Genomic DNA, 24,706 nt, shown 5'->3' on the forward strand with positions numbered 1-24,706 from the left:
GATACTCCCGGCGGGTGCGAAAAACAGCCGGCGGAGAGGTTAAACCGATGTATTTCATGGCATTGGCCACCGACTATGACGGCACGCTGGCGCATGATGGCCTGGTCACGGCCAGCACGATCTCGGCGCTGGAAAAGCTGAAGAAATCAGGGCGCAAGCTCATCCTGGTCACCGGCCGCGAACTGCCCGACCTCAAGGAGGTTTTTCCCGAACTTTTCCTGTTCGACAAGGTCGTCGCCGAAAACGGCGCGCTGATCTACACGCCGGCCAGCGAGGAAGAGCGCACGATCTCGCCCTCGCCTTCCGTCGATCTCATCGACGGGCTCAAGAAGCGCGGCGTGAAGCCGCTGTCGGTTGGCCGCTCGATCGTCGCCACTTGGGAGCCGCACCAGGTGACAGTGCTCGACGTCATCAAGAAGCTCGGGCTGGAGCTGGAGATCATCTTCAACAAGGGCGCGGTGATGATCCTGCCCTCGGGCATCAACAAGGCAACCGGACTGGCGGCTGCGCTTGAGGACCTGAAGCTGTCGCCGCATAATGTCGTGGCCGTCGGCGACGCCGAGAACGACCACGCTTTCCTCAGGGCCTCGGGCTGCAGCGTCGCGGTCGCCAACGCGCTGCCCGCGGTCAAGGAAACCGCCGACCTCGTCACCAAGGCGCCGCGCGGCAAAGGCGTCGAGGAACTGATCCGCAAGCTGACCAAGCGCGATTATCCGCTGGCCAAAAAGCGCTCGCGCGGCGTGCTGCTCGGGACCTCACGCGGCAAGGACATCTACTTGTCGCCGATGGAAACAGTGCTGATCGCCGGCAGCTCGGGCATCGGCAAATCGACCTTGGCCACGGCGCTCACCGAGCGGCTGGTCGAAAAAGGTCTGCAATTCTGCATTTTCGACCCCGAGGGCGACTATGACGGACTGAAAGGCGCGGTGCCGCTCGGCAACGGCTCGACCGCGCCGAACAAGGAACAATTGCTGGAATTGATCGAGAAACCGCAGAACAATGTCGTGGTCAACGGCCTGGCGCTGAAGGTCGATGAGCGTCCCGATTTCTTCGCCGAATTGCTACCCGGCCTCGGCAATGTCCGCTATCGCACGGCAAGGCCGCACTGGCTGATCATCGACGAGGCGCATCATTTGATGCCCAAGCGACGCGGAGATACGCGATCCGTGCTTTCGATCGAGCTGCCCGGCACGGTGCTGATCACCGTCCATCCCGAGGCAATCTCGACCGATGCGCTCGGCCTTGTGACGGCGGTGATTGCGCTTGGGCCCAACGCAAAGGGCGTGATCAAGACCTTCTGCAAGGAAACCGGGCTCCAGGCGCCGAAGGACATTCCGCTGCCCAAGGGCGACCGGGTGCTGTTCTGGCGGCCGCATGACGACAAAAAGCCGTTCACGGTCAAGGCGGTCGAGCCCGACCAGTCGCTGAAGCGGCACAGTCGCAAATATGCCGAAGGCGAGCTCGACGAGGCGGGCAGCTTCTATTTCACCGGGCCGAAGAAGGCGATGAAGCTCAGAGCCCATAATCTCATCATCTTCGCCCAGATGGCGGAAGGTATCGACGACAAGACATGGGAATACCATTTGCGCGCCGGCGATTATTCCAAATGGTTCCGCCAGCAGATCAGGGACAAGGACCTCGCCCGAGAAACGGCTGAGGCGGAGAAGAACAAGACATTGTCGGCCGACGAAAGCCGCAAGCTGGTGATCGACGCCGTGCGAAGGCGCTATACGGCGCCTGCGACGGCGCCGGAGAACTAGGATTGGTCGTTGAACGTGAGAAAGGCGAGCTCAGCTCGCCTCGCGCATCGCCTCGGCGGCTTGCAGGTCGACCGAGACCAGCTGGCTGACGCCTTGCTCGGCCATGGTGACACCGAACAGCCGGTCCATGCGCGCCATGGTGATGGGGTTGTGGGTGATGATGACGAAGCGGGTTTCGGTGGTCTTCGACATCTCGTCCATCAAATTGCAGAAGCGCTCGACATTGTGGTCGTCGAGCGGCGCGTCGACCTCGTCGAGCACGCAGATCGGCGCGGGGTTGGTGAGGAACACGGCGAAGATCAGCGACATCGCCGTCAGCGCCTGCTCGCCGCCGGAAAGCAGCGTCATGGTCTGCGGCTTCTTGCCGGGCGGGCGGGCGAGGATTTCCAGCCCCGCCTCCAGCGGATCCTCGGACTCGATCAACTGCAGCTCGGCCGTGCCGCCGCCGAACAGATGCGAGAACAGCCGCTGGAAATGGCCGTTGACCACCTCGAAGGCCGACAGCAGCCGCTCGCGGCCCTCGCGGTTGAGGCTCTGGATCGCCTGGCGCAGTTTTCTGATCGCCTCGATGATGTCCTCGCGCTCGGAAACGATGGTCTCCAGCCGCTCCGACAATTCCTTCTGCTCTTCCTCGGCGCGCAGGTTGACGGCGCCGAGGCGCTCGCGCTCGATCTTCAGCCGGTCGAGCTGGCGCTCGATCTCGGCCATGTCGGGCATCGGGTCGTCGGCTTCGAGGCCGGTATGCTTGATGACCAGATGCGGCGGCGTGTTGAGCGCTTCCTGGATGCGCGCCTCGACCTCGGCGCGGCGTTCATCGGCCGCGGTGAGCCGCTCCTCGGCGCGGACGCGGGTTTCGCGCGATTCGGCGAGCGACTGGATGGCGGCGGTGGCCGCCTTGTCGAGCTCGGCCTGCTTGCTCTCCGCCTCCTGCAGGCGGTCGCTCGCCGCCTGGCGCAAAGCTTCGGCCTCGGAAAGCTGCGTCAGCAGGGCGCGGCGCTTGGCGTCGATCTCGTCCGGCGCGTCGGCCAGCCTTTCGCGCTCGGCCTCGGCTTCGGCCTTGCGCTCGCCAAGGGCCGCGATCTGCGTCGAGGCATTCTCGGCGCGCTCCAGCCAGTTCTTGCGTTCGGCACCGATGGCGTCCAGCCGGCGCATGCGCGCCTCGGCTTCGCGCCGCAGCCCTTCATGCACGGCGCGCGCATCGGCGAGCGTAGCGCGGTCGCGCGAGACGTTGGCGGAGGCCTGTTCGAGCTGCAATTGCAGGTCGCCAAGATCGGGCGCGTCCTGCAACATCGCCTCGGCTTCGAGGAAAGCGGCCTGCGTCTCCTCATGGCTGTCAACAATGCGAGCGCGTGCCTCTTCAAGCGCGGCGCGCCGGCTCAACAGCTCGCCGCCGGCCTTCTCGGCCTCGGCCAGCGCGTTGCGGGCGGCATCCAGAGCATGCTGGGCGTCGCGGCCGGCCTGGCGCGCATTGCGCTCGGCATCGCTTGCCTGGCGCATCGCCTGCTCGGCATGCGTCAACGCCTCCTCGGCCTCGCGTACGACAAGCGTCGCCTGCACGGCTTCGGCATCGAGCTCCGCCAGGCGGTTCTTCTGCGCCAGCCGCAGCGCGGCGGCGGTCGGAGCGTCGGCGCTCGCCGTCAAGCCGTCCCAGCGCCAGAGCGCGCCATCGCGGCTGACCAGCCGCTGGCCGGGGGCCAGAAGCGCCTGCAACCGGCGGCCATCGACGGTGTCGACGATGCCGATCTGCGCGAGGCGGCGGGCAAGCTGCGCCGGCGCGCGAACGACGCTGGCCAGGCTCTTCACACCTTCGGGCAGCGACGCATCGCCGGGCTGGACCGAGCTTTCGCCCCAATGCACCGGAGCGCTGCGGTCGAGCGGAACGTCGAGGTCCTCGCCAAGGGCCGCGCCAAGCGCGGTTTCGTAGCCGCGCTCGACACTGATCTGGTCCAGCACTGAAGGGAAAAGATCGCCCCCGCTGGTGGCATTGAGGATCTTCGCCAGCGTGCGCGCTTCCGTCTCGATGCGCGCCAGTTCGGCCCTTGCATCCTGCAGCGGAGGCCTTGCGGCGCTTTCAGCAGTGCGGGCCTCGGCGACGGCCTGCTCGGCGGCAATGGCGCCGGCCTCGCCCTCTTCCAGCCGGGCAAGCGCATCCTCGACCAGAAGCCGCTTCTCGGCCGGATCGGGCAGGCCGGAAATGCGCGCGACGATGTCGGAAAGCTCGCGGTCGACCTCGGCGAGCTGACGGGCGAAGCGATCACGGCGCTCGGCGGTCTCGCGCAGCGAGCGCTCGATCTGGTGGCGCGAGGCGGCCGCCTCGGCGCGCTCGGCGGTCAGCGCGGCAAGTTTTGCTTCGCTCTGCGAGAGCGTCGCGCCGGCCTGCTCGAAGGCGGCGCGCGTGGTCGCCTCGCGCTCGGCGGCACCGGCGTTTTCCGAATTGAGCCCGGCTTCCTCGGTGCGCAGGCGCTCCAGGATGTCGGCATTGTCTCGCACCATCCGCTCCTCGCGGGCGATGTCGGCGTCGAGCTGCTGCAGGCGGCGTTCGAGCTCGGTCTGGCGGGCGCGGATGCGGCCGGCCTCTTCCTCGATCTGGGTCTTGGCGATCGACAGGCGCTGGAAGGCGGCAGCAGCGGCGGCTTCGGCGTCGCGCAGGTCCGGCAGCCGGTGCGCTGCGATGCCCTGCTCCCTGGCCGCCGCCATCTGGGCGGCGGCGCGGTCGCCGACCAGCGTGGTGGCGACGGCAAGCGCGGAACGCGCCTCCCCTTCCTGGGTTTTTGCCAGCGTCCAGCGCAGATGCAGCAGCGTCGCTTCGGCCTTGCGGATATCGGCCGACAGGTTCTTGAAGCGCGACGCCTGGCGGGCCTGGCGCTTCAGACTCTCGATCTGGCCTTCCAGCTCGCCGACGACGTCGTCCAGCCGCTCGAGGTTCTGCTCGGCCGCCTTGAGCCGAAGCTCGGCCTCATGCCGGCGCGTGTGCAGGCCGGAGATGCCGGCGGCTTCTTCAAGCAGCGCGCGGCGCGCCTGCGGCTTGGCCTGGATCAGCTCGCCGATGCGGCCCTGGCCGACCATGGAGGGCGAGCGGGCGCCGGTCGACTGGTCGGCGAACAGAAGCTGCACGTCCTTGGCGCGCGCTTCCTTGCCGTTGATGCGGTAGAGCGAGCCCGCCTCGCGCTCGATGCGGCGCGACACCTGCAGTTCATCGGCGTCGTTGAAAGCGGCGGGCGCCGTGCGGTCGGTATTGTCGAGGAAAAGCGTGACTTCGGCGGTATTGCGCGCCGGCCGCGCACCGGAGCCGGAGAAGATCACGTCGTCCATGCCGGACGCGCGCATGTTCTTGTAGGAGCTTTCGCCCATCACCCAGCGCAAAGCTTCGACGAGGTTCGACTTGCCGCAGCCGTTCGGCCCGACAATGCCGGTCAGCCCGCGTTCGATGACGAACTCGCCGGGCTCGACGAAGGATTTGAAACCGAGGAGGCGAAGGCGCGAAAATTTCATTCGCGCCGCCCAACACTACAGGCGTGCGCGCCGAAGCCGGACCGCTTCGGCGCGGCCTGGATGTCAGAGCAGAGGGTCGATGATGGCCGACATTTCCTCAATCGACATCGCCCCTTTGTAGGTCTTTCCGTTGATGAAGAAGGTCGGCGTCGAGTCGACCTTGAACTCGTCCGCTCCGCGTTTCTGGACTGCTCTCACATCGTCCAGAAGTTTCTGGTCCGTCAAGCAGGACTCAAAGGACTCCTGTGTAAAACCGGCCAACTTGGAGATCTGCAGCAGCGCTTCCTTGGTGTTGTTGACGCCGACCCAGCTCGGCTGCTGTTTGAACAGCACGTCGACCATGGCGAAGTAATTGTCCTTCGAGCAGCGCGCCAGCATGAAGCCGGCCTCGGCGCTCGGGTCGAACGGGAATTCGCGCAGGATGTAACGGACCTTGCCGGTGTCGATATATTTCGACTTCAACTGTGGGAAGGTGGTGTCATTGAAATGCGCGCAATGCGGGCAGGTCATCGACGCGTATTCGACGATGGTGACCTTGGCGTCGTCGTTGCCGAGCTGCTTGTCGGGCAGCGCGCCGGGCTTGAGCAGTTCCGTCATGTCCACGGTGCCCTGCGCCTCGGGCACCTGGACCGCCGCCGGCGTGGCGGCCGGCTTGGCAGGCGTCGACGGGTTGGCCGGCTTCACGTCGGCTGCCTTCGCCTCCTCGCCGGAGTCGCTGCATGCGGCAAGCAGCGCCACCGCAGGAACAGCAGCCAGCGCGGTCAGAAGGTTTCTGCGAGACAAGCTTTTGCCAGACGGGGCACGGTTCATGCGAATCACCTGATATCGGTTGGATTTTGCAATGCAAGGGCTAGAAAAGGCGAGAGTTGGCGCGAATTAAGGCATCGCGATCCCCAATCCAATCGCGAAACTTGATCATAAGCATCACGAATGCGCGAGATTGGTGACGCATTCATGACGCTTCTTACGATCCTTTGGGCTTCCTTTCACCCATAATCGTGGCGCCGAGCCGCTCCAGCGAAGCGCGCAGGCCGTCATCCTCGATCTGGCCGACCAGATGCGAAAGCTTCGACTTCTCCGCCTCGCTCAGAGGGCGCGGCGCCGGCTTCGGCCGCGCCTTTTGCGAAAGCACCGGTTTTTGCAGAATCTTGATGCGGCCGACCGCGTTGAAACCCAGGAAGGCATTGACGCGGTTGATCACCTCGCCGGCCTCGTGCTGCAGATGCAACGCCGCCATGCCTTCGCAGGCGATGATCAAGGTCGCCGGCTCGAACGGATCGTCCTCGTGCAAGCGGCGTGGCCACTGAATCTTCTCCGGCCGCGAGTGGGCGGCCAGGCGCGGCCCGGCGATCTCTTCCCAGGACTGCACCAGCCCGATCGAGATACCGGCGCGCTTCTTCAGCACCGGGTCGAGGATCTCGGTGGCGAGATCGCTCACCGGAACGGGATTGCCGAAGGGCCTTTTCCCTGCCATGTGCGTTCTCCAGTTCCCCAGCTCATCCGATCAATGGCACCGCTCGATCAGACCCGCAAGGCATCACAGAAGACCGCATCCGGCGATATCGGATCCGGCGATACCAGCAAAGCTGGATCCCCGGATATCGCCTCCCGCCTGCTTGCCTGGTATGACGCGCATCACCGCGACTTGCCCTGGCGCGTCACGCCGGTCGCGTCTGGGCGCGGCGTGAGGGCCGATCCCTATCGCGTGTGGATGTCCGAGGTGATGCTGCAGCAGACCACGGTCGAGGCGGTGAAAGCCTATTTCCGCAATTTCGTCGAGAAATGGCCGACGGTCGAAGCGTTGGCGGCGGCGCCCGCCGAGGATGTGATGAAGGCGTGGGCCGGGCTCGGCTATTATTCCAGGGCGCGCAACCTGAAAGCCTGCGCCGACCTGGTGGCGCTCCGAGGCGGCCGTTTTCCCGACACCGAGGCGGGTCTGCGCGAATTGCCGGGAATCGGCGCCTATACCGCGGCGGCGATCGCCGCGATCGCCTTCGACCGGCCAGCGGCGGTCGTCGATGGCAATGTCGAGCGGGTCGTGACCCGGCTCTATTCGATCGAAACGCCGCTCGGCGAGGCCAAGCCGGAGATCCGCGCGCTGGTCGAAAAACTGGTGCCGCAGACGCGGCCCGGGGACTTTGCCCAGGCGATGATGGATCTCGGCGCGACGATCTGCACGCCGAAGCGGCCGCGCTGCATGCTCTGCCCGATCCGCGAGGATTGCAGCGCCATTCTCACCGGCGATCCTGAACGTTTCCCGGTCCGGCTGCCGAAGGACGACAAGCCACTGCGCAAGGGTGCCGCCTTCGTCGCCGAGCGCGACGACGGCGCCATCCTGCTCCGCAAGCGGCCCGAGAAAGGCTTGCTCGGCGGTATGACCGAGGTGCCGACCACCGGCTGGACAGCGCGGGTTGACGGCGCCACGACGGCCGAGGCCGCGCCTTTTCCCGCCGATTGGCGCCGCGCCGGGCAGATCGGGCACGTCTTCACCCATTTCGCGCTTGAGCTCGAAATCTTCCATGCCCGCGTCAAAGGCGACGCGCCGGACGGGCATTTCTGGTCGCTGGCTCATGAAATTTCCGGGGAAGCGCTGCCGACTGTCATGAAAAAGGCAATCGAGGTGGCGATACCGGGCGCGACCAAGAAACCGTCGCCGCACAGTGCAAAGAGGCCTGCATGACCGAAATCCGCCATATCGTGTTCGACATCGGCAAGGTGCTGATCCATTACGATCCGGATCTTGCGTTCAGCCGGCTGATACCGGATGCCGAAGAGCGCAAATGGTTCTTCGACAATGTCTGCACCAGCGAGTGGAACATCGAGCAGGATCGCGGCCGCACATGGGAAGATGCAGAGGCGTTGCTGATCGCCGAGCATCCCGATCACGCCGAGAACATCCGTAACTTCCGCCGCCATTGGCACGAGATGGTGCCGCATGCCTATGACGACAGCGTCGCCATCATGCTCGGCCTGATCGAGCGCGGCCACGATGTGACCATGCTGACCAACTTCGCCGCCGACACGCTCGCCGAAGCACGGCAGCGTTTCGACTTTCTCAACCGGCCGCGCGGCGTGACCGTGTCGGCCGACATCCGCCAGATCAAGCCGGACCGCGCCATCTATGATCATCACGTGACCGCGTTCGGTCTCGAGCCATCCGCCACATTGTTCATCGACGACAGCCAGAAGAATGTCGACGGCGCCAGGGCCGCCGGCTGGCAGTCGGTGCTGTTCACCGACGCCAAGACGCTTAAAGCAGACCTTCAGCGGTTCGGGATTGCGGCCTGAACTGAATCGCTTGCGGCGATCCGTTGAGGTGTTGATTCAAGAGGGGCCGGCGGCTCAGGCCCCTGCCCGCTCCATGCCGAGGCGGGCGATGCGGCGCAATTCGTCGATCGGGGTCAGGCCGCCGCTGCGCTCATAGTGCCAGAAGGTCCAGCCGTTGCAGGCATCCAGCCCCTGCACTTCGGCGCCGATCTTGTGGATCGAGCCGGCGCTGTCGCCAATCGCCAGCGTGCCGTCGGCGCGCACCTTGGCCGCCCAGCGCTTCTTGGCGTCGTAAAGCGTGGCGCCCGGCGTCACCAGGCCGTTGTCGATCAGGCTGATGAAGGCGACGCGCGGCTCGGCACGCTTGCCCGAAAGCACGGTGAGATCGGCGTTTTCCAGCGGACGCACCGCGGCGATGCGCTCATTGGCGGCGTCGATATAGGCCTGCTCGCGCTCGATGCCGACGAAATGGCGGCCGAGGCGCTTGGCGACGGCGCCCGTGGTGCCGGAGCCGAAGAAGGGATCGAGCACGACGTCGCCCGGCTTGGTCGAGGCCATCATGATACGGGCGAGCAGCGCTTCCGGCTTCTGCGTCGGATGCAGCTTGTTGCCGTTCTCGTCCTTCAGCCGCTCGCCGCCGGTGCAGATTGGGAACAGCCAGTCGGAGCGCATCTGCAAATCGTCGTTCGAGGCCTTCAGCGCTTCGTAATTGAAGGTGTAGCCCTTGGCCTTCTGGTCGCGCGAGGCCCAGATCATCGTCTCATGCGCGTTCTGGAAGCGGCGGCCGCGAAAATTCGGCATCGGGTTGGTCTTGCGCCAGACGATGTCGTTGAGGATCCAGAAGCCGAGATCCTGCATGCGGGCGCCGACGCGGAAGATGTTGTGATAGGAGCCGATGACCCAGATGGTGCCGCTGGGCTTCAGCACGCGGCGCGCCGCGAGCAGCCAGGCGCGGGTGAAGGCGTCATATGCCTCGAAACTCTCGAACTGGTCCCAGTCGTCGTCGACGGCGTCGACCTTGGACTGATCGGGCCGGTGCAGGTCGCCGTCGAGCTGCAGATTGTAGGGCGGGTCGGCGAAGATGATGTCGACCGACTTTTCCGGCAGCTTGTCCAGCGCGGCGACGCAGTCGCCCTTCAGGATCGTGTCCAGCCATTCGGCCTGCTGGGGAGCTTGGGAAAGCTCGTCGATAAGACGCACGGCAGACATCAAAACACCCAAAAGAACGCGTTACGGTTTACTGGCTGTTATGGTTACCGATCAGCGTAAACATTCGGTGAAGGCTCGCCGCCCGGCCCACGCGGTTTGCGCAGGCCGGTCCATTGGTGTATGCCGCGCCGCCTAGATCAAAGAAATAGAGCATGATGCCCTCCGAAAACCGCTCCACACTTTTCGGCATCATGCTCTAAGCCAATAGGCTTTTTCCCCAACGTTTCCCGGATTGCCATGCCCCAGCCAGATCTTGTCATTTTCGATTGCGACGGGGTGCTCGTCGATTCCGAAATCATCGCCGCGCGGGTCGAGGCCGAGCTTCTGACGTCGGCCGGATTCGAGATTTCGGCCGAGGAGCTTGCCGAGACCTATGCCGGTCTCACCTTCAAGGACATCATGCTGCGGGTCGAGGAGAAGTCGCAGATTCCGTTCCAGGCCTCGCTGATCGACCGCGCCGAGGAACTGGTCGACCGCAAGCTGCGCGCAGACGTGCGCATCATCGAGGGTGCCCGCGAGGCGGTAGCCGCAGTCACCGCGCCGCGCGCCGTCTGCTCCAATTCGCGCACCGAACGGGTCGAATTCATGCTGGAGAAGGTGCGGCTGCTGCCGTTCTTCGCCGGCCGCATCTTTTCGGGGCTGGACATTCCCAGCAAGAAGACCAAGCCGGCGCCTGACGTATTCCTCTACGCCGCCGAACAACTCGGCGCCAACCCGAAGAACACTTTCGTCATCGAGGATTCCGTGCATGGCATCGCCGGCGCCAGGGCGGCCGGCATGCGCGTCATCGGCTTCACCGGCGCGGGACACAGCTATCCGGGCCATGCCGACGCGCTGACCGAGGCCGGCGCCGAGACGGTCATCCGGCGCTGGGCGGAACTGAACGGCACCATCGCCGCGCTGTCGGAGTGGTCCGAGGACGCCTAGGCTAGTTCGTGGCCGGAGCGCGCTTCTTCCTCTTGCCCTTGGACCTTTCGGCGGCCGTAGCCGGCGTGTTCTCGTCATAGCCGGCATAGGCCTGATAGTCGCGCGCGGAAGGCTCCGGCACCACGACATTGCTGTCGACGAAGACGAACTGGGTAGCAGCCGAAGGGTCGGTGACCTGCACCTGGTACTGATGCAGCTGGGAATAAAGCACCTCGTCGCCCCGCTGAACCGCGATGCGGATCGGCATGGTGACGGTGCCGGGCGCGAAGACTGGCCCTGGCACGACCTTGCCGGCGACGGCGATCTTCATCGACATCTGGCCGTTGGCATGGGTGCAATCGCGTGTCACGTCGGTGATCGAGGCCTGGTAGATGACCTTCGACGGATCGTGATCGGGGTCGATCGGCTGGCCGTTTGGTCCGGTCTGGGCGGCCGTGGCGGCTGCCTCGGCCTCGGCTTGCGCCGCGGGATCAAGCTTCTTTTTCTTCGGCTTCGCCGCGGTGCCCTTGGCGTAGGTGTTGAAATAGGCGGTGCCGTCGCGCAGCGTCACTTTCGGGCAATAGGCGCGCAGCTGGCTGGCGAGGATCTTGGGATCCGGCGGCGGTGGCGGCGCGGTCGGATCCGTTTTCTTGCCGAAACCGAGGTCCAGGATGCCATTGTCGCTCGATTGGCAGCCGGCGGCGGCAAGCATAAAGCCGGTGAGCGCCAGACCCGCGACAAAACGACGGTTGACCGAATAAAACGCCATGAAACTGCACTTCCCTCTCACAAAGCCGGTGACGTATAGCAACCGCGCGGCAAAAATGCGACTGAGCCGGCTCGGAAAATTAACCAATTGCCGTGGATGACGCGACCGGCAACAATGGGCCTTTGAAGATGCAATATGTGAGTACCCGCGGGGATGCGCCCGCGCTTGGATTTTCCGACGCGGTGCTGGCCGGCCTGGCGCGCGACGGCGGGCTTTACGTGCCGCGCGAGTGGCCGCAATTTTCGGTCGCCGACATCCGCGCCATGCGCGGGCTTGCCTATCCCGACCTTGCCATTCGCGTGCTGACGCCGTTCCTCGGCGGCGAGATCGCGACGCCCGTCTTCGAGCGGCTGGTGCGGGAGGCTTATGCGACCTTCCGGCATGAGGCCGTCTGCCCGCTGGTGCAGACCGGGAAAAACACCTTCATCCTCGAGCTGTTCCACGGCCCGACGCTGGCCTTCAAGGACGTGGCGATGCAGTTGCTGGCGCGACTGATGGACCATGCGCTTGCCGAACGCGGCCAGCGCGCCACCATCGTCGGCGCGACCTCTGGCGACACCGGTGGCGCCGCGATCGACGCCTTCGCCGGCCGCGACCGCACCGACATCTTCATCCTTTTCCCGCACGGCAAGGTCTCGCCGGTGCAGCAGCGGCAGATGACGACGTCGAGCGCGGCAAACGTCCACGCGCTGTCGGTCGAAGGCAATTTCGACGATTGCCAGGGCCTGGTGAAGGACATGTTCAACGACCACGCCTTTCGCGACCGGGTGTCGCTGTCGGGCGTCAATTCGATCAACTGGGCCCGCATCATGGCCCAGATCGTCTATTATTTCTCGTCGGCCCTGTCGCTTGGCGCGCCGGACCGGCCGGTTTCCTTCACTGTGCCGACCGGCAATTTCGGCGATATTTTCGCCGGTTACGCCGCCAAGCGCATGGGCTTGCCCATCGAGCGGCTGATCATCGCCACCAACGACAACGACATCCTGGCGCGCACATTGGCGAGCGGCGAATACCGCACCAAGGGCGTGTTCGCCACGACCTCGCCGTCGATGGATATCCAGGTGTCTTCGAATTTCGAGCGGCTGCTGTTCGAGGCGGCCGGTCGCGACGCCGAGACGGTCAGGCGCTACATGAACGGCCTGAAGCAGTCGGGCGCCTTCACCATCGAGGAAGGCCAACTCAAGCGCATCCGCGCCGAATTCGACGCCGGCCGCGCCAGCGTCGACGAGGTCGCCGCCACCATCCGCGCGACGCTGGAGGCGAGCAACTACCTGCTCGATCCGCACACGGCCGCCGCCGTTCATGTCGCGGCCGCCCACGCCTCCGGTCCGGTGCCCATGGTGGTGCTCGGCACCGCGCATCCGGCGAAATTCCCGGCCGCGGTCGAGGCAGCGAGCGGCGTCACCCCTGCCCTGCCCGCATGGCTAGGCGGCTTGATGACAGCCGACGAAAAATACACGATACTTCCATCCGACTTGAAAATGGTGGAAGATTATGTGAACCGCCACTCGCGGGCGGCGCGTTAGGGAGTACTTGCCATATGGGTGTTGAGGTAAGCCGTCTGTCGAACGGCCTGACAGTCGCCACCGAAACCCTTCCAAGCATCGAATCGGTTGCCCTCGGAGCCTGGGTCAAGTCAGGCGCCCGCAACGAGCGCGACGAAGAGCATGGCATGGCCCATCTGCTCGAGCACATGGCGTTCAAGGGCACCAAGCGCCGCAGCGCCTTCGAGATCGCCTCGGAAATCGAGAATGTCGGCGGCGAGATCAACGCCGCTACCAGCGTCGAGACGACGTCCTACTATGCAAGAGTGTTGTCCGGCGACGTGCCGCTGGCGGTCGATATCCTGGCCGACATCCTGCAGGAGTCCGAATTCGATCCAGAGGAGCTGGAGCGCGAGCAGCATGTGATCCTGCAGGAGATCGGCGCCGCGCACGACACGCCCGACGACATCGTCTTCGACCGCTTCACCGAAACGGCCTTCCGCCACCAGACCATCGGCCGCTCGATCCTGGGCACGCCTGAGACGGTCAAATCCTTCAGCTCCAAGCAACTGCACGACTTCATCGAGCGGCAATATGACGCCGAGCGGATGGTCATCGTGGCCGCCGGCGACGTCAAGCACGACAATTTCGTGCGCGAGGTCGAGAAGCGGCTCGGCGGCTTCCGCGCCAAGGCAGCCGGCAACATCCCGCAATATGCGCAATATGTCGGCGGCGACTTCCGCGAGGACCGCGACCTGATGGATGCGCAGATCGTGCTCGGCTTCGAGGGCCGCGCCTATCATGTACGCGATTTCTACGCCTCGCAGGTGCTGTCGATGATCCTGGGCGGCGGCATGTCGTCGAGGCTGTTCCAGGAGGTGCGCGAAAAGCGCGGCCTCTGCTACTCGGTCTATGCCTTCCACTGGGGTTTTTCCGACACCGGCATCTTCGGCGTGCATGCCGCGACCGGCCAGAGCGACATCGCCAAGCTGGTGCCGGTGATCATCGGCGAGTTGCAGAAGGCCGGCGAAAGCATCCTGCAGGAAGAACTCGACCGGGCCCGGGCGCAATATCGCGCCGGGCTCATCATGTCGGCCGAAAGCCCGGCTAGCCGGGCCTCGCAGATCGCAAGGCAATTGCTGTTGTTCGGACGGCCGATCGCCAAGGAGGAATTGATGGAGCGGCTTTCGGCGCTGACCGTCGAGCGGCTGACCGACCTCTCCTCGCGGCTGTTCTCGACCAAGCCGACGCTTACCGCGGTCGGCCCCGTGGGCACGCTTGCGCCCTACGAGGCGATCCTCGAATCGCTTGCGGGCCCGCAGACGACGGCCCGCCGGCTCGCCGTCTGACCCTAAGCAGGTTCCGCAAAAGTGTCCCATTTTGCGATCAGAGCCTGCGAAAAACCAGGGAATCTAAGCAGATATTCGTGGGGCATCCCACGAATATCCGCTTAGAACAAGCGCCGTGTTCGCGCTCCCTTTCTTTCGCCGTGACCTGCCGGCACTGAAGGGCGATAAGGTCACGCTGCGCGTGCCCTTGACCAATGACTACCGCGAATGGGCGGCGGTGCGCGGCGAAAGCCGCGCTTTCCTCGAACCCTGGGAGCCGCGTTGGCAGCCGGACGAGCTCGACCGCACCGCGTGGCGCCTGCGCATCAGCCGCTACCGCGAGGATTACGCGCAAGGCACGGCGATCGCCTTCTTCATCTTCGAGAAATCGAGCGGCAAGCTTGCCGGCGGCATCACGCTCGGCAACATCCGCCATGGCGTCGCCCAGAGCGGCCATATCGGCTACTGGATCGGCGAACGATTCGGCGGCCGCGGCCTGATGACCGATGCGGTCAAGCTCGTCTCGCGCTTCGCCTTCGATACGCTGCGGTTGCACCGGATCGAAGCTGCCTGTATTCCCGAAAACGCCCGGTCGATCCGCGTGCTTGAAAAAGCCGGATTCCGGCGCGAAGGACTTCTGCGATCCTATCTCAGGATCAACGGCATCTGGCAGGATCACTACCTCTACGCCCGGATCGCGGACGATCCGCCGGGCGATGGAACGAAGGGCTGACTGTGACGAATTTTCCGCGATTAGCGTCGCTGTTCGCCCTCATCATGACGGTCGTCGTCACGCTTTTTTCGGCCATGCCGGCTTTCGCCGTCGAACCGATCAAGATCGCGCGCGACGACAAGGCGCTGGACCTGTCCGGCGCCGTCGAGATCTACCGGAACCAGGGTGAGAATTTCCAGGTCTCGACCGCGCCCGGCCCCGACGGCATCGTGCGGCGCATCGAGGTGGAGGCCAATGACGCGCGCTCGAGCGGCGACTGGGCCGTGTTCGCGCTCGCCAACACCACCGACCAGCAGCTCGACCGGCTGATCGTCGCGCCGCATTTCCGCTTGGTGAATTCCGGCATCTTCTGGCCCGACCTCGGCTCGACGCGCATCGCCGCGATCACGCCCAGCGAGGGTTTCGCGCTCGACCGCCAGACAAGCCCGGACGCCGACGTGTTCCGGGTGACGCTGAACCCCGGAACGGTGGTGACCTTCATCGCCGAGCTCGCCTCGCCGAAACTGCCGCAGGTCTATCTCTGGGAGCCGGACTCCTACAAGGACTCGGTCAATTCCTACACGCTGTTCCGCGGCATCGTCATCGGCATTTCGGGGCTTCTTGCGCTGTTCCTGACGATCCTGTTCGTGGTCAAAGGAACCTCGATGTTCCCGGCGACCGCAGCGCTCGCTTGGGCGGTGCTGGCCTATATCTGCGTCGACTTCGGCTTCCTCAACAAGATCATCGAGATATCGCCCGGCAACGAGCAGATATGGCGGGCCGGCACGGAGGTGGCGCTGGCCGCAACCTTCGTGGTGTTCCTGTTCGCCTATCTCAACCTCAACCGCTGGCACGGCCATTTCAGCTATGGCGCGCTGGTCTGGATCTTCGGACTGCTGTTGATCGCGGGCGTGGCCATCGTCGATCCGGCGGTCGCCGCCGGCATTGCCCGCATCTCGTTCGCCGCCACCGCGCTCACGGGTCTCGGCCTCATCATCTTCCTCGGCATTCGCGGCTATGACCGCGCGATCATGCTGGTGCCGAGCTGGGTGATGGTGCTGCTATGGCTATGCGGGTCGTGGATGGCGATCACCGGCATGCTGGACAACGACATCGCCCAGCCGGCGCTGGGCGGCGGGCTGATCCTGATTATACTCTTGATCGGCTTCACCGTCATGCAGCACGCCTTTGCCGGCGGCGCGCTGCACCAGGGCCTGTTCTCCGACCTCGAGCGGCAGGCGCTTGCCGTCGCCGGCTCGGGCGACATCGTCTGGGACTGGGATGTGCTGCGCGACCGGGTGGTGACCAAGCCGGACATCAGCCTGCAGCTCGGCCTTGCGCCCAACAGCCTTGGGGGTGCGGCGCGCAACTGGCTGCCGGTGCTGCATGCCGACGACCGCGACACGTTCCGCACCACGCTCGACGTGGTGCTGGAGCATCGCCGCGGCAAGGTGGCGCAGAACTTCCGCCTGCGCGGCGCCGACGGCCACTACCACTGGTTCTCGCTGCGCGCCCGGCCGGTTATCGGCTCCGACGGCGAGGTGATCCGCTGCGTCGGCACCATGGTCGACGTCACCGAACAGAAGAAATCCGAGGAAAGGCTGCTGCACGATGCCGTGCACGACAACCTGACCGGCCTGCCGAACCGCGAACTGTTCATGAACCGGCTGGAGGCGATCATCTCGATCGCCCGCACCGAGGAGAAGGTGCGTCCCACGGTCTTCATCATCGACATCGACCGCTTCAAGCAGGTCAATGACGGTCTCGGAATTTCGGCCGGCGACACCATTCTGCTCACCGTCGCGCGCCGGCTGCACCGGCTCTTGAAGCCGAAGGATTCGCTATCGCGCTTTGCCGGCGACCAGTTCGCGCTGATGCTGCTTTCGGAGCAGGACCCTGCCCGCATCGCGGCGATCGCCGACGCCATCAAGCACGCAATCAACAACCCGATCACCTTCGCCAAGCGCGAGATCGTGCTGACCGCCTCGATCGGCCTGATCACCTGGACGACGGCGCAGACCTCGGCCGAGGACATGGTCAAGGACGCCGAGCTTGCAATGCACCAGGCTAAGCGCTTCGGCGGCGACAGGATCGAACCGTTCCGGCCCGCCTTCCGCACCGTCGGCACCGACCGGCTGCAATTCGAATCCGATCTTCGCCGCGCCATCGAGCGGCGCGAGTTCACGCTTGCCTACCAGCCGATCGTGCGGCTGGAGGACGGCAGCGTCGCCGGCTTCGAGGCGCTGCTTCGGTGGGACCACCCGCGCCGCGGCATGATCCCGCCGGGGGACTTCATCCCGGTGGCCGAGAATTGCGGACTGATCGTGCAGCTTGGCCTGTTCGCCATGCAGCAGGCGGCCGAAGACCTGGCCTTCTGGCAGAAGCAGATCGGCGACGCGCCGCTCTCGGTCTCGGTCAATTTGTCGAGCCGCCAGCTCATCCGCCGCGACCTCGTCAGCGACGTCCGCTCCGTCATCGCGCGTGCCAATCTGAAGCCGCGCTGCTTCCGGCTGGAACTCACCGAATCGCTGGTGATGGACAATCCCGAGCAGACCGCGCATGTGCTGAGCAAGCTGAAGCAGCTCGGCATCGGGCTGTCGCTCGACGATTTCGGCACCGGCTATTCCTCGCTTTCCTATCTGACGCGCTTCCCCTTCGACACGATCAAGATCGACAAGAGCTTCGTCGACGACGCCACGCCGAAGCGCGCGGTGCTGCTCAAATCCATGGTCAACATGGCGCATGAGCTTGGGCTTTCGGTCGTGGCGGAAGGCATTTCGGACGAAAGCGACGCGCTGGAGCTGCGCCAGATGGGCTGCGAATATGTCCAGAGCTTCATGTTCGGCGCGCCGATGCCCGGCGACCAGGTGCTGAAGACGCTGAAGGAGCAGTATCCGCTGACGCAGGCTTAAAGCGCGTCGCGCTGAAGCGGATTCAGGCGACGCGCTTTAAGCCCTTTGTTTTCATGCATGTCGTTATCGCAAAACCGCTACACACTTTTACGCGACATGCATTAGAGGCCCATCGCTTCGTCATCCTCGGGCTTGACCCGAGGATGACGAAATCGCGAGCGTTCCTGCCAACCGCGAGCGTTGGGCTTCAGGCGTGTCCCGCGGCGGCGCTGAGATGGGCAAGGTCGATACCGATCGAGGCAAGGATACGGCCGTATTTGCGCTCGATGTCGGTGTCGAAGAGAAGCTCGGGCGTCGCCGGACAGGTGAGCCAGCCGTTCTCGGCGATCTCCGTTTCGAGCTGGCCGGCGCCCCAGCCGGAATAGCCGAGCGCCATCAGCGCATGGCGCGGGCCACGGCCGGTCGAGATGGCGCGCAGGATGTCGACGGTTGCCGTCAGGCAGACATCGTCGGAGACGTTGAGCGAGGATTCCACGCGATAGTCGCCCGAATGCAGCACGAAGCCGCGGCTGCGGTCGACGGGCCCGCCGTTGCGCACGACGAAATCGCGCGTATGCGCGGGCAGGCGGATCGCTTCCTGCTCGTTCATGATGCCGAGTTGCACAAGCAGGTCCGGAAACAGCATCTGCTGCGTCTGGTTGATGATCAGGCCCATCGCGCCCTCGTCGCTGTGGGCGCAGATGTAGATGACGGAGCGCGCGAAACGGTCGTCCTTCATGCCAGGCATGGCAATCAGGAACTGGTCGTCGAGAAAACCGCGTCCGGCGGCCGACTTCTTGTGGCGCAGCAAGTCCATGGCTTGAGCGTAACGCGTTTCGGCTGCGCCGAAAAGATGGTGCCAGTCCCCGATGTAACGCAAATATGATACCGGGAGAGCGATGAAGTCATTGCGCGGCCAAGAACGGACGGTCAAATCACCGCCATGCGATACATGAAAATACTGGTTCTCGGCGTCGTTTTCGGGTGGGCTGCAAGCCTCCCGGCAGAGGCCTCCTCCTCAATCTGGTACAACAGTGAAGGCGGCAAGGTTCGGCTGGTGACCACCGGCAAGCCCGACGAGGCCGGCAAGATCCACGGGGTGCTCGACATCGCGCTGAAGCCCGGCTGGAAGACTTATTGGCGCGATCCGGGCGACGCCGGCGTGCCGCCGCAGCTCGACATATCCGGCAGCACCAACATCTCAGACGCCCAATTGTCGTTCCCGCCGCCGCAGCGGCATGACGACGGCTACGGCAAATGGGCCGGGTACGACCGTCCGGTGTCGCTGCCGGTGACCTTCACGCTGTCTTCGCCCGACCAGCCGGCGACCATCGACGCCCATGTCTTCCTGGGCATCTGCGAGACGATCTGCATTCCGGTGCAGACCCGGCTCAGCGTCGATCCTGGGGCCGATCCCGACAACGCCACCGACGCCGCATTGGTGAAAACCGCGCTCGCGACGTTGCCCTCTCCGGCCCGGTCCGATTTCGGCATCAGCGTGCTGCCCGGCGACCACGAAACGCTTGTCGTCCAGGCGCAGTCGCCAGGCAATCCGGAATCCGTCGACTTCTTCATCGCCGGCGAGCGGGACTACATGTTCGGCGCGCCGGTGCGCAGCGAGAAGGACGGCAAGCTCGTCTTCACCGTGCCGATCCTCGACCGGCCGTCGGCGACGCCGACCGATGGTGGGCTCTATTACACGCTGACCAGTGCCGAGGGTTCGGTGGACGGGCTGCTGCCTTTCCCTTGATCCAGCGCCTCTTAAGCCGCAATTCCGGACGGAAAACCGCTACACACTTTTCCTGGACTTGCTGTGAGAGGTTGCTGGCCGCCGCGCAGTCCGATATCGAAGGCGTCAGTCCTTCCCATCTCCCCCAAGCGAGGCTCTCCCCATGACCATTTCGGTTGGCGAAAAACTGCCCGACGTGACCTTCAAGACGATGACCGCTGATGGCGCGAAGGATATAAAGGGCAAGGAGATCTTCGCTGGCAAGAAGGTCGTGCTGTTCGGCGTCCCGGGCGCCTTCACGCCGACCTGCAGCAACAACCATTTGCCGGGCTATCTGGAAAACCATGACGCCATTCTTGCGCGCGGCGTCGACACGATCGCCGTCGTCTCGGTCAACGACGTGCATGTCATGGGCGCCTGGGCGCGCTTCTCCGGCGGCGAAGGCAAGATCCTCTACCTCGCCGACGGCAGCGGCGATTTCGCCAAGTCGGTAGGGCTCGACAACGACCTTTCCGCAGCCGGCATGGGTCTGCGCTCGAAGCGCTTTTCGATGATCGTCGACGACGGCAAGGTCGTCGCGATCAACGTCGAAACCAAGCCGGGCGTCGACGAGAGCGGCGCGGCAAAAATCCTCGAGCAGCTCTAGATCAGGATGACGTTTCGTTGACTCGCCATCCTGATCTCACTCTTTGTTGGAGCATGATCTTGTCCGAAAACCGGTTCCCACTTTTTGCGTGCGCTGACCTCCGGTTCGGGATCATGCTCTGATGCTCGACACAATCTGGCGCGCTGTGGCGATCGGCATCGGCGCCACCGTGTTCATGGATATCTGGGCGATCGTCCTCAACAAGGCGATCGGCCAGCCTTTGCCCAATTGGGGTATGGTCGGGCGCTGGGTTCGGCATCTGCCCGAAAAGGTCCTCCATGACGATATCGGCAAGGCCGCGCCCTATGCGCATGAAAAGGCGCTGGGCTGGGTTTTTCACTACCTGGTCGGCATCCTTTACGGCGTAATCCTCGTGGCGTTGGCGGGCGCGGGCTGGCTGGCGACGCCGACCTTCTTGCCGGCCTTCATCCTCGGCATCGTCACCGTCGGGGCCGGCTGGTTCCTGCTGGCGCCCGGCATGGGCGCCGGCTGGGCGGCATCCAAGCTCCCCAATCCGACGAAGGTGCGCGCGCTCAACCTCGTGGCGCACACGGTGTTCGCGCTCGGCATGTTCTCGACGGCGCTGCTGATACGGTGATTGGTCAGAAGAGACGGTTCAAATCCCTGCGACCGTCGACAACGCGTACGATCTCCACCAAATCGACCGGACCGCTGTCCGTATCTGGGACCGTTTCGTAAAGGAGCAAAAACGGAGCCGCGACAAGCATTCGCGCCGAAGGGCGAATTTCGGGGCGTCTGACGCCCATGCGTGGCTGATCCACGAGTTGTGCAACTCGATCCTCGATCCATTCGTAGTAGTGGTCCGCTGCCTTTAAGTTCTCGGCGCCTATAGTGGTATAGATATCGATCAGGTCGGCTTTTGCCGTTGGCGACCAGACTATCCTAACGACCATTTGGTGAAGCGTCCTTCAGCTTCTGCCGCGCTTCCCTTCGCAAGGTATCGAAGTCCAAAGTCTCCGGTTTTCCGCTTGCCTTCCCTTCGTCCCACAAGCGCTGAAGCCGCCGCACATCCTCTTTCCGAAGTTCGCGCTTGGCCAACCAGTCCCGCATCGCTTCGCGCACGATTTCGCTGGCTGTCGCGTATTCGCCAGCTTCCACAGCTTCGCGCATGACGGCCGCCTGTTGCGTCGTGACGGCTACGCTTAACTTTTCCACGTTTGGCATGGGGTGCTATCCTTGCTCTATGGTAGTAAATAATACTCCCTTTTCGGAGATGCAATCAATGGTGCTGCTGCTTCTCTGAGTTCAGCCGACAATCAGAGGCTCCGCGCTGCTGGCCAGTCGATCGGCAGCCAACCATGGATCAAGCGGCGTGAGCCGATATCCCAGGCGAAGTAATTGCCGCCGCCTGCCGGCTGATCCGCCTCGCGGCTGATTTCCCGTCCACTGAGATGGAGGAGCAACAGCGTTCCGACGCCGCCATGGCCGACGAAGGCGATGTCGGCTTCACCGGTCGTAAGCGCCGCTTCGACCTCGCTGACGATCCGGCCCTGCGCATCGATAGCCCGTTCCCAGCCTCGGATGCTCTCGTGCGGCCTGGCGAAGAACTGATCGGCGACCGCTTCGAATTCCGGCGGCGGCAGGAAGCCGGTTGCCGACCGGTCGTTCTCGTGCGTCCGCTCGCGCACCTCGACCGCAAGATGAAGACGTCCCGCCAGGATTTCCGCGGTTTCGATCGCCTTGCGTTCGGCGGACGACACGATGCGGCCGATCGAGCCAACCCAGGGCTGGTCGAGCATGGCGACCGCCCTCGCCCGGCCGACGTCGGACAATCTCCATCCAGGCACCGGAACGTCGGCGTCGATGCGCACCTGCGGGTGTGTGATGTAATAGGCTATCGGCACGACATGCTTCTCCGGTCAGAGTGCAAGCCAGCCCGCCGAAATCAATAGCTCTGTGTGGAGCGACGTGCCCTTGGGGTTGCCGGCTGCCTTGCCGGTGTGGCCGGCTTCGGCGCCGCTGCCGGCTTCGGCGTTGCAGACACTGCCGAGCCCTTCTTGAACGGCGCCATGCCTTCGCGCGCGAGTTCGTCGGCGCGTTCGTTTTCGGTATGGCCGGCATGGCCCCTGACCCAGTTCCAGGTCACCTTGTGGCGGCGGTTGGCTGCGTCGAGCGCTTGCCATAGTTCGCCGTTCTTCACCGGCTTCTTGTCGGCGGTCCTCCAGCCGTTTTTCTTCCAGCCGTGGATCCATTTGGAAATACCGTCCATGACGTATTTGCTGTCGGTGTAGAGATCGACCGTGCAAGGCTCCTTCAGCGCATCGAGCGCGGTGATGGCGGCAAGCAGTTCCATGCGGTTGTTGGTGGTCTCGGCTTCGCCGCCCGACAATTCCCTGGTAACGCCATTGAAGCGCAGGATCGCGCCCCAGCCGCCCGGCCCCGGGTTGCCGGAGCAGGCACCGTCGGTGAAGATTTCAACGTGCTTGCTCATGTCAGCCCGTATTCGGAAGGAGATCGGATCGCGCGGTGAAAGCGCATGCGGCGGATATATTCGGTCGGATCGCGCTTCATCACCAGCCCGCCATCCGGAATGGTCAGCCAGTCATAGAGGCGGGTCAGCATGAAGCGCAGTGCCGAGCCGCGCGCCAGCATCGGCAGCGCCGCCTGCTCGTCACCCTGAAGCGGCCGCACCGACTGGTAGCCGGCCAGCAGCGCCGTCCCCTTGGTCAGGTTGAAGGAAAAATCCTTCTCGAAGCACCAGGCGTTGAGGCAGGTGGCGACATCATAGGCGTAGAGGTCGTCGCAGGCGAAATAGAAGTCGATCAGCCCGGACAGCTTCTCGCCGAGAAAGAAGACATTGTCCGGGAACAGATCGGCGTGGATGATGCCCCGCGGCAGGCCGGTCGGCCAGTTGCGCTCGAAATCGCCAAAGTCGGCATCGACCTCGGCCGCCAGGCCCGGCTCGACCTCGTCGGCGCGGTCGCGCGAGGCCGTCCAGAGCTTGCGCCAGCCGTCGATCGCCAGCGCGTTCGGCCGTCTCATCTGAAAATCCTGGCCGGCAAGATGGAGGCTGGCGAGCGCCTTGCCGACTTCCGCGCAATGCGCGGCCGTCGGCCGCCGCAACGACAGGCCTTCGAGGAAGGTGATGATGACGGCGGGCCGGCCGGCGAGCGTGCCGATGACGGTGCCGTCATCGGCGGTGACCGGCAGCGGGCAGGAAATGCCCTTCCTGGCGAGATGGCCCATCAGGCCGAGAAAGAACGGCAGGTCGGCCTTGTCGACGCGCTTTTCGTAGAGGGTCAGGATGTAGGAGCCGGTCGAGGCGTGGACCAGGAAATTGGAATTCTCGGTGCCTTCGGCGATGCCCTTGTAGGAGAGCAATTCGCCCACCGGATAGGCTTTGAGGAACGCGCTGAGTTCGTTCTCGTTGACGTCGGTGTAGACGGCCATCCGGTTTCACGCCGCTCCATTGACGAAGGCCATGTCGGCCGCCGTCAGTTCGACATCGCGCAAAACCCGCATCACCGGAAAATCCTCCGTTTCCGTGGCCGTGATGGCCAGATCGATGGTGACGTCGAAACGCTGGCGGAACGCGTCGATGATCTCATCGACGATGATCTCCGGCGCCGAGGCACCGGCCGACAGGCCGAGCGTCCTGATCCCGGCGATCTCATCCCACGGAATTTCGGCGGCGCGCTGCACGAGAAGCGACATCGTGGCACCCGCGCGCTCCGCCACTTCGACAAGGCGACGCGAATTGGACGAATTGGGAGCGCCGACGATAAGGAAAAGATCGGCTCCCGCCGCCGTCTTCTTCACCGCTTCCTGGCGGTTGGTGGTGGCGTAGCAGATCGATTCGGCCGCGGCCGCGTGCAATTCGGGAAACCGCTCCTGGAGCGCCCGGATGATGCCGGCGGTGTCCTCGACCGACAAGGTTGTCTGGGTGACGAAGCCAAGGGCCGAAGCGTCGATCGGCACGAAGCGCGCCGCATCGGCCTCGGTCTCGATCAGCGTCACGGCGCCTTCCGGCAACTGGCCCATCGTGCCGATCACTTCGGGGTGCCCGGCGTGGCCGATCAAAAGCACATGGCGACCGAGCCGCTGGTGGCGCATCGCCTGCTTGTGCACCTTGGAGACGAGCGGGCACGTGGCATCGAGATAGAAAAGGTTGCGCGCCTCGGCATCCGCCGGCACCGACTTCGGCACGCCATGCGCGGAAAAGACCACCGGCGACTGGCGATGCTCCGGCGGAATCTCGGACAGTTCCTCGATGAAGACCGCGCCGAGGCTCTGCAGCCCCTCGACGACGTAACGATTGTGCACGATCTCGTGGCGGACATAGACCGGCGCGCCGTATTTCTTCAGCGCCAGCACGACGATCTGGATGGCACGGTCGACGCCGGCGCAAAAGCCGCGTGGCTGGCAGAGCCTGATCGTCAGCGGTGGCTTTTTCTCAGTCATTAAAACGGGCCGGTTCGGTCGGAATCGATCTCTTTGTTTTGACGCAATTCCGGACGGAAAGCCGCTCTCACTTTTCCCGGAATTGCTCAAG

Annotated in this window: 23 protein-coding genes; 11 read left to right on the forward strand and 12 right to left on the reverse strand. The window is 64.4% G+C overall.

Translation table 11 applies throughout. From position 1 onward, the window contains the following. The first annotated feature begins 47 nt into the window (after nucleotides 1-47). Nucleotides 48-1,760, forward strand: coding sequence for an HAD family hydrolase (locus FJW07_RS15100; protein ID WP_140857282.1), 1,713 nt, complete (start codon nucleotides 48-50; stop codon nucleotides 1,758-1,760). Nucleotides 1,761-1,790: 30 nt separating this feature from the next. Here the strand turns inward: FJW07_RS15100 and smc are convergent, their stop codons facing one another. The 3 genes from smc to FJW07_RS15115 form a co-directional block, all read right to left on the reverse strand. Beyond that, complete coding sequence (gene smc / locus FJW07_RS15105; protein WP_140857283.1) at nucleotides 1,791-5,252, reverse strand: chromosome segregation protein SMC; 3,462 nt, start codon at nucleotides 5,250-5,252, stop codon at nucleotides 1,791-1,793. A 63-nt stretch (nucleotides 5,253-5,315) separates the two neighbouring features. Next, a complete protein-coding gene (locus FJW07_RS15110; RefSeq protein WP_140857285.1) occupies nucleotides 5,316-6,062 on the reverse strand; it encodes a DsbA family protein in 747 nt (248 codons plus the stop codon). A 154-nt stretch (nucleotides 6,063-6,216) separates the two neighbouring features. After that, the gene (locus tag FJW07_RS15115) at nucleotides 6,217-6,726 is read right to left on the reverse strand and encodes a DUF721 domain-containing protein (RefSeq protein ID WP_140647304.1); all 510 of its coding nucleotides are present in this window, start codon (nucleotides 6,724-6,726) and stop codon (nucleotides 6,217-6,219) included. 33 nt (nucleotides 6,727-6,759) lie between these two features. Here FJW07_RS15115 and mutY point away from each other — a divergent pair, with 33 nt between their 5' ends. Both mutY and FJW07_RS15125 read left to right on the forward strand, forming a co-directional pair. Then, nucleotides 6,760-7,932 carry an A/G-specific adenine glycosylase gene (gene mutY, locus FJW07_RS15120; RefSeq protein ID WP_140857287.1) on the forward strand — a complete coding sequence of 391 codons (1,173 nt, stop codon included), beginning with the start codon at nucleotides 6,760-6,762 and terminating at the stop codon, nucleotides 7,930-7,932. Beyond that, the gene (locus FJW07_RS15125) at nucleotides 7,929-8,540 is read left to right on the forward strand and encodes an HAD family phosphatase (RefSeq protein ID WP_140857288.1); all 612 of its coding nucleotides are present in this window, start codon (nucleotides 7,929-7,931) and stop codon (nucleotides 8,538-8,540) included. The genes mutY and FJW07_RS15125 overlap by 4 nt, the downstream gene beginning before the upstream one ends. Nucleotides 8,541-8,594: 54 nt before the next feature. Here the strand turns inward: FJW07_RS15125 and FJW07_RS15130 are convergent, their stop codons facing one another. After that, nucleotides 8,595-9,728 (reverse strand): site-specific DNA-methyltransferase, encoded by a 1,134-nt coding sequence (locus FJW07_RS15130; RefSeq protein WP_140857290.1) that lies wholly within the window; start codon nucleotides 9,726-9,728, stop codon nucleotides 8,595-8,597. Nucleotides 9,729-9,965: 237 nt separating this feature from the next. On the opposite strand from FJW07_RS15130, the gene FJW07_RS15135 reads away from it, so the two are divergent. Beyond that, on the forward strand, nucleotides 9,966-10,655 hold the full coding sequence (locus FJW07_RS15135; RefSeq protein WP_140659162.1) for an HAD family phosphatase: 690 nt from the start codon (nucleotides 9,966-9,968) through the stop codon (nucleotides 10,653-10,655). A gap of 1 nt (nucleotide 10,656) precedes the next feature. Here the strand turns inward: FJW07_RS15135 and FJW07_RS15140 are convergent, their stop codons facing one another. Next, on the reverse strand, nucleotides 10,657-11,403 hold the full coding sequence (locus FJW07_RS15140; protein ID WP_140857292.1) for a hypothetical protein: 747 nt from the start codon (nucleotides 11,401-11,403) through the stop codon (nucleotides 10,657-10,659). A gap of 128 nt (nucleotides 11,404-11,531) precedes the next feature. Here FJW07_RS15140 and thrC point away from each other — a divergent pair, with 128 nt between their 5' ends. The 4 genes from thrC (at nucleotide 11,532) to FJW07_RS15160 (ending at nucleotide 17,839) form a co-directional block, all read left to right on the forward strand. Continuing rightward, a complete protein-coding gene (thrC, locus tag FJW07_RS15145; RefSeq protein ID WP_140857294.1) occupies nucleotides 11,532-12,929 on the forward strand; it encodes a threonine synthase in 1,398 nt (465 codons plus the stop codon). A gap of 14 nt (nucleotides 12,930-12,943) precedes the next feature. Continuing rightward, nucleotides 12,944-14,236: a pitrilysin family protein gene (locus FJW07_RS15150; RefSeq protein WP_140857296.1), complete on the forward strand. Its 1,293-nt coding sequence runs from the start codon at nucleotides 12,944-12,946 to the stop codon at nucleotides 14,234-14,236. Nucleotides 14,237-14,351: 115 nt separating this feature from the next. Beyond that, nucleotides 14,352-14,948 carry a GNAT family protein gene (locus FJW07_RS15155; RefSeq protein WP_140647297.1) on the forward strand — a complete coding sequence of 199 codons (597 nt, stop codon included), beginning with the start codon at nucleotides 14,352-14,354 and terminating at the stop codon, nucleotides 14,946-14,948. A 44-nt stretch (nucleotides 14,949-14,992) separates the two neighbouring features. Beyond that, nucleotides 14,993-17,839, forward strand: a complete 2,847-nt coding sequence (locus FJW07_RS15160; RefSeq protein ID WP_140857298.1) for an EAL domain-containing protein — start codon at nucleotides 14,993-14,995, stop codon at nucleotides 17,837-17,839. 187 nt (nucleotides 17,840-18,026) lie between these two features. Here the strand turns inward: FJW07_RS15160 and FJW07_RS15165 are convergent, their stop codons facing one another. Continuing rightward, nucleotides 18,027-18,635: a YqgE/AlgH family protein gene (locus FJW07_RS15165; RefSeq protein WP_140681884.1), complete on the reverse strand. Its 609-nt coding sequence runs from the start codon at nucleotides 18,633-18,635 to the stop codon at nucleotides 18,027-18,029. Nucleotides 18,636-18,761: 126 nt separating this feature from the next. Between FJW07_RS15165 and FJW07_RS15170 the strand changes: the two genes are divergently transcribed. From FJW07_RS15170 to FJW07_RS15185, 3 genes are all read left to right on the forward strand, one after another. Next, complete coding sequence (locus FJW07_RS15170; RefSeq protein ID WP_140857300.1) at nucleotides 18,762-19,568, forward strand: protein-disulfide reductase DsbD domain-containing protein; 807 nt, start codon at nucleotides 18,762-18,764, stop codon at nucleotides 19,566-19,568. 142 nt (nucleotides 19,569-19,710) lie between these two features. Then, nucleotides 19,711-20,193, forward strand: coding sequence for a peroxiredoxin (locus tag FJW07_RS15175; RefSeq protein ID WP_140659159.1), 483 nt, complete (start codon nucleotides 19,711-19,713; stop codon nucleotides 20,191-20,193). Between the two features lie 121 nt (nucleotides 20,194-20,314). Next, nucleotides 20,315-20,791 carry a DUF2938 domain-containing protein gene (locus FJW07_RS15185; RefSeq protein WP_140857302.1) on the forward strand — a complete coding sequence of 159 codons (477 nt, stop codon included), beginning with the start codon at nucleotides 20,315-20,317 and terminating at the stop codon, nucleotides 20,789-20,791. Nucleotides 20,792-20,795: 4 nt separating this feature from the next. Here FJW07_RS15185 and FJW07_RS15190 read toward each other — a convergent pair whose 3' ends face one another. The 6 genes from FJW07_RS15190 to ispH all read right to left on the reverse strand — a co-directional run bounded on the left by FJW07_RS15190 (nucleotide 20,796) and on the right by ispH (nucleotide 24,615). Beyond that, on the reverse strand, nucleotides 20,796-21,107 hold the full coding sequence (locus FJW07_RS15190) for a type II toxin-antitoxin system RelE/ParE family toxin (RefSeq protein WP_140857304.1): 312 nt from the start codon (nucleotides 21,105-21,107) through the stop codon (nucleotides 20,796-20,798). After that, nucleotides 21,097-21,378, reverse strand: a complete 282-nt coding sequence (locus tag FJW07_RS15195) for a type II toxin-antitoxin system ParD family antitoxin (protein ID WP_140647291.1) — start codon at nucleotides 21,376-21,378, stop codon at nucleotides 21,097-21,099. Before FJW07_RS15195 ends, FJW07_RS15190 begins: the two co-directional genes overlap by 11 nt. 92 nt (nucleotides 21,379-21,470) lie before the next feature. After that, nucleotides 21,471-22,058: a histidine phosphatase family protein gene (locus FJW07_RS15200; RefSeq protein WP_140647290.1), complete on the reverse strand. Its 588-nt coding sequence runs from the start codon at nucleotides 22,056-22,058 to the stop codon at nucleotides 21,471-21,473. Between the two features lie 41 nt (nucleotides 22,059-22,099). Continuing rightward, on the reverse strand, nucleotides 22,100-22,645 hold the full coding sequence (gene rnhA, locus FJW07_RS15205) for a ribonuclease HI (RefSeq protein ID WP_140857306.1): 546 nt from the start codon (nucleotides 22,643-22,645) through the stop codon (nucleotides 22,100-22,102). Then, nucleotides 22,642-23,604: a homoserine kinase gene (locus FJW07_RS15210; protein WP_140647288.1), complete on the reverse strand. Its 963-nt coding sequence runs from the start codon at nucleotides 23,602-23,604 to the stop codon at nucleotides 22,642-22,644. The genes rnhA and FJW07_RS15210 overlap by 4 nt, the downstream gene beginning before the upstream one ends. Nucleotides 23,605-23,610: 6 nt before the next feature. Beyond that, nucleotides 23,611-24,615, reverse strand: a complete 1,005-nt coding sequence (ispH, locus tag FJW07_RS15215; protein WP_140705336.1) for a 4-hydroxy-3-methylbut-2-enyl diphosphate reductase — start codon at nucleotides 24,613-24,615, stop codon at nucleotides 23,611-23,613. Between the last annotated feature and the right edge of the window lie 91 nt (nucleotides 24,616-24,706).

Source organism: Mesorhizobium sp. B3-1-9, from assembly GCF_006439595.1.
Lineage (GTDB): Bacteria > Pseudomonadota > Alphaproteobacteria > Rhizobiales > Rhizobiaceae > Mesorhizobium.

What these genes read in the sequence shown, in the direction of transcription:
- FJW07_RS15100 (WP_140857282.1), top strand. Translation starts at nt 48, where the DNA reads ATGTATTTCATGGCATTGGCCACCGACTATGACGGCACGCTGGCGCAT.
- smc (WP_140857283.1), bottom strand. Translation starts at nt 5,252, where the DNA reads ATGAAATTTTCGCGCCTTCGCCTCCTCGGTTTCAAATCCTTCGTCGAG.
- FJW07_RS15110 (WP_140857285.1), bottom strand. Translation starts at nt 6,062, where the DNA reads ATGAACCGTGCCCCGTCTGGCAAAAGCTTGTCTCGCAGAAACCTTCTG.
- FJW07_RS15115 (WP_140647304.1), bottom strand. Translation starts at nt 6,726, where the DNA reads ATGGCAGGGAAAAGGCCCTTCGGCAATCCCGTTCCGGTGAGCGATCTC.
- mutY (WP_140857287.1), top strand. Translation starts at nt 6,760, where the DNA reads ATGGCACCGCTCGATCAGACCCGCAAGGCATCACAGAAGACCGCATCC.
- FJW07_RS15125 (WP_140857288.1), top strand. Translation starts at nt 7,929, where the DNA reads ATGACCGAAATCCGCCATATCGTGTTCGACATCGGCAAGGTGCTGATC.
- FJW07_RS15130 (WP_140857290.1), bottom strand. Translation starts at nt 9,728, where the DNA reads ATGTCTGCCGTGCGTCTTATCGACGAGCTTTCCCAAGCTCCCCAGCAG.
- FJW07_RS15135 (WP_140659162.1), top strand. Translation starts at nt 9,966, where the DNA reads ATGCCCCAGCCAGATCTTGTCATTTTCGATTGCGACGGGGTGCTCGTC.
- FJW07_RS15140 (WP_140857292.1), bottom strand. Translation starts at nt 11,403, where the DNA reads ATGGCGTTTTATTCGGTCAACCGTCGTTTTGTCGCGGGTCTGGCGCTC.
- thrC (WP_140857294.1), top strand. Translation starts at nt 11,532, where the DNA reads ATGCAATATGTGAGTACCCGCGGGGATGCGCCCGCGCTTGGATTTTCC.
- FJW07_RS15150 (WP_140857296.1), top strand. Translation starts at nt 12,944, where the DNA reads ATGGGTGTTGAGGTAAGCCGTCTGTCGAACGGCCTGACAGTCGCCACC.
- FJW07_RS15160 (WP_140857298.1), top strand. Translation starts at nt 14,993, where the DNA reads ATGACGGTCGTCGTCACGCTTTTTTCGGCCATGCCGGCTTTCGCCGTC.
- FJW07_RS15165 (WP_140681884.1), bottom strand. Translation starts at nt 18,635, where the DNA reads ATGGACTTGCTGCGCCACAAGAAGTCGGCCGCCGGACGCGGTTTTCTC.
- FJW07_RS15170 (WP_140857300.1), top strand. Translation starts at nt 18,762, where the DNA reads ATGCGATACATGAAAATACTGGTTCTCGGCGTCGTTTTCGGGTGGGCT.
- FJW07_RS15175 (WP_140659159.1), top strand. Translation starts at nt 19,711, where the DNA reads ATGACCATTTCGGTTGGCGAAAAACTGCCCGACGTGACCTTCAAGACG.
- FJW07_RS15185 (WP_140857302.1), top strand. Translation starts at nt 20,315, where the DNA reads ATGCTCGACACAATCTGGCGCGCTGTGGCGATCGGCATCGGCGCCACC.
- FJW07_RS15190 (WP_140857304.1), bottom strand. Translation starts at nt 21,107, where the DNA reads ATGGTCGTTAGGATAGTCTGGTCGCCAACGGCAAAAGCCGACCTGATC.
- FJW07_RS15195 (WP_140647291.1), bottom strand. Translation starts at nt 21,378, where the DNA reads ATGCCAAACGTGGAAAAGTTAAGCGTAGCCGTCACGACGCAACAGGCG.
- rnhA (WP_140857306.1), bottom strand. Translation starts at nt 22,645, where the DNA reads ATGAGCAAGCACGTTGAAATCTTCACCGACGGTGCCTGCTCCGGCAAC.
- FJW07_RS15210 (WP_140647288.1), bottom strand. Translation starts at nt 23,604, where the DNA reads ATGGCCGTCTACACCGACGTCAACGAGAACGAACTCAGCGCGTTCCTC.
- ispH (WP_140705336.1), bottom strand. Translation starts at nt 24,615, where the DNA reads ATGACTGAGAAAAAGCCACCGCTGACGATCAGGCTCTGCCAGCCACGC.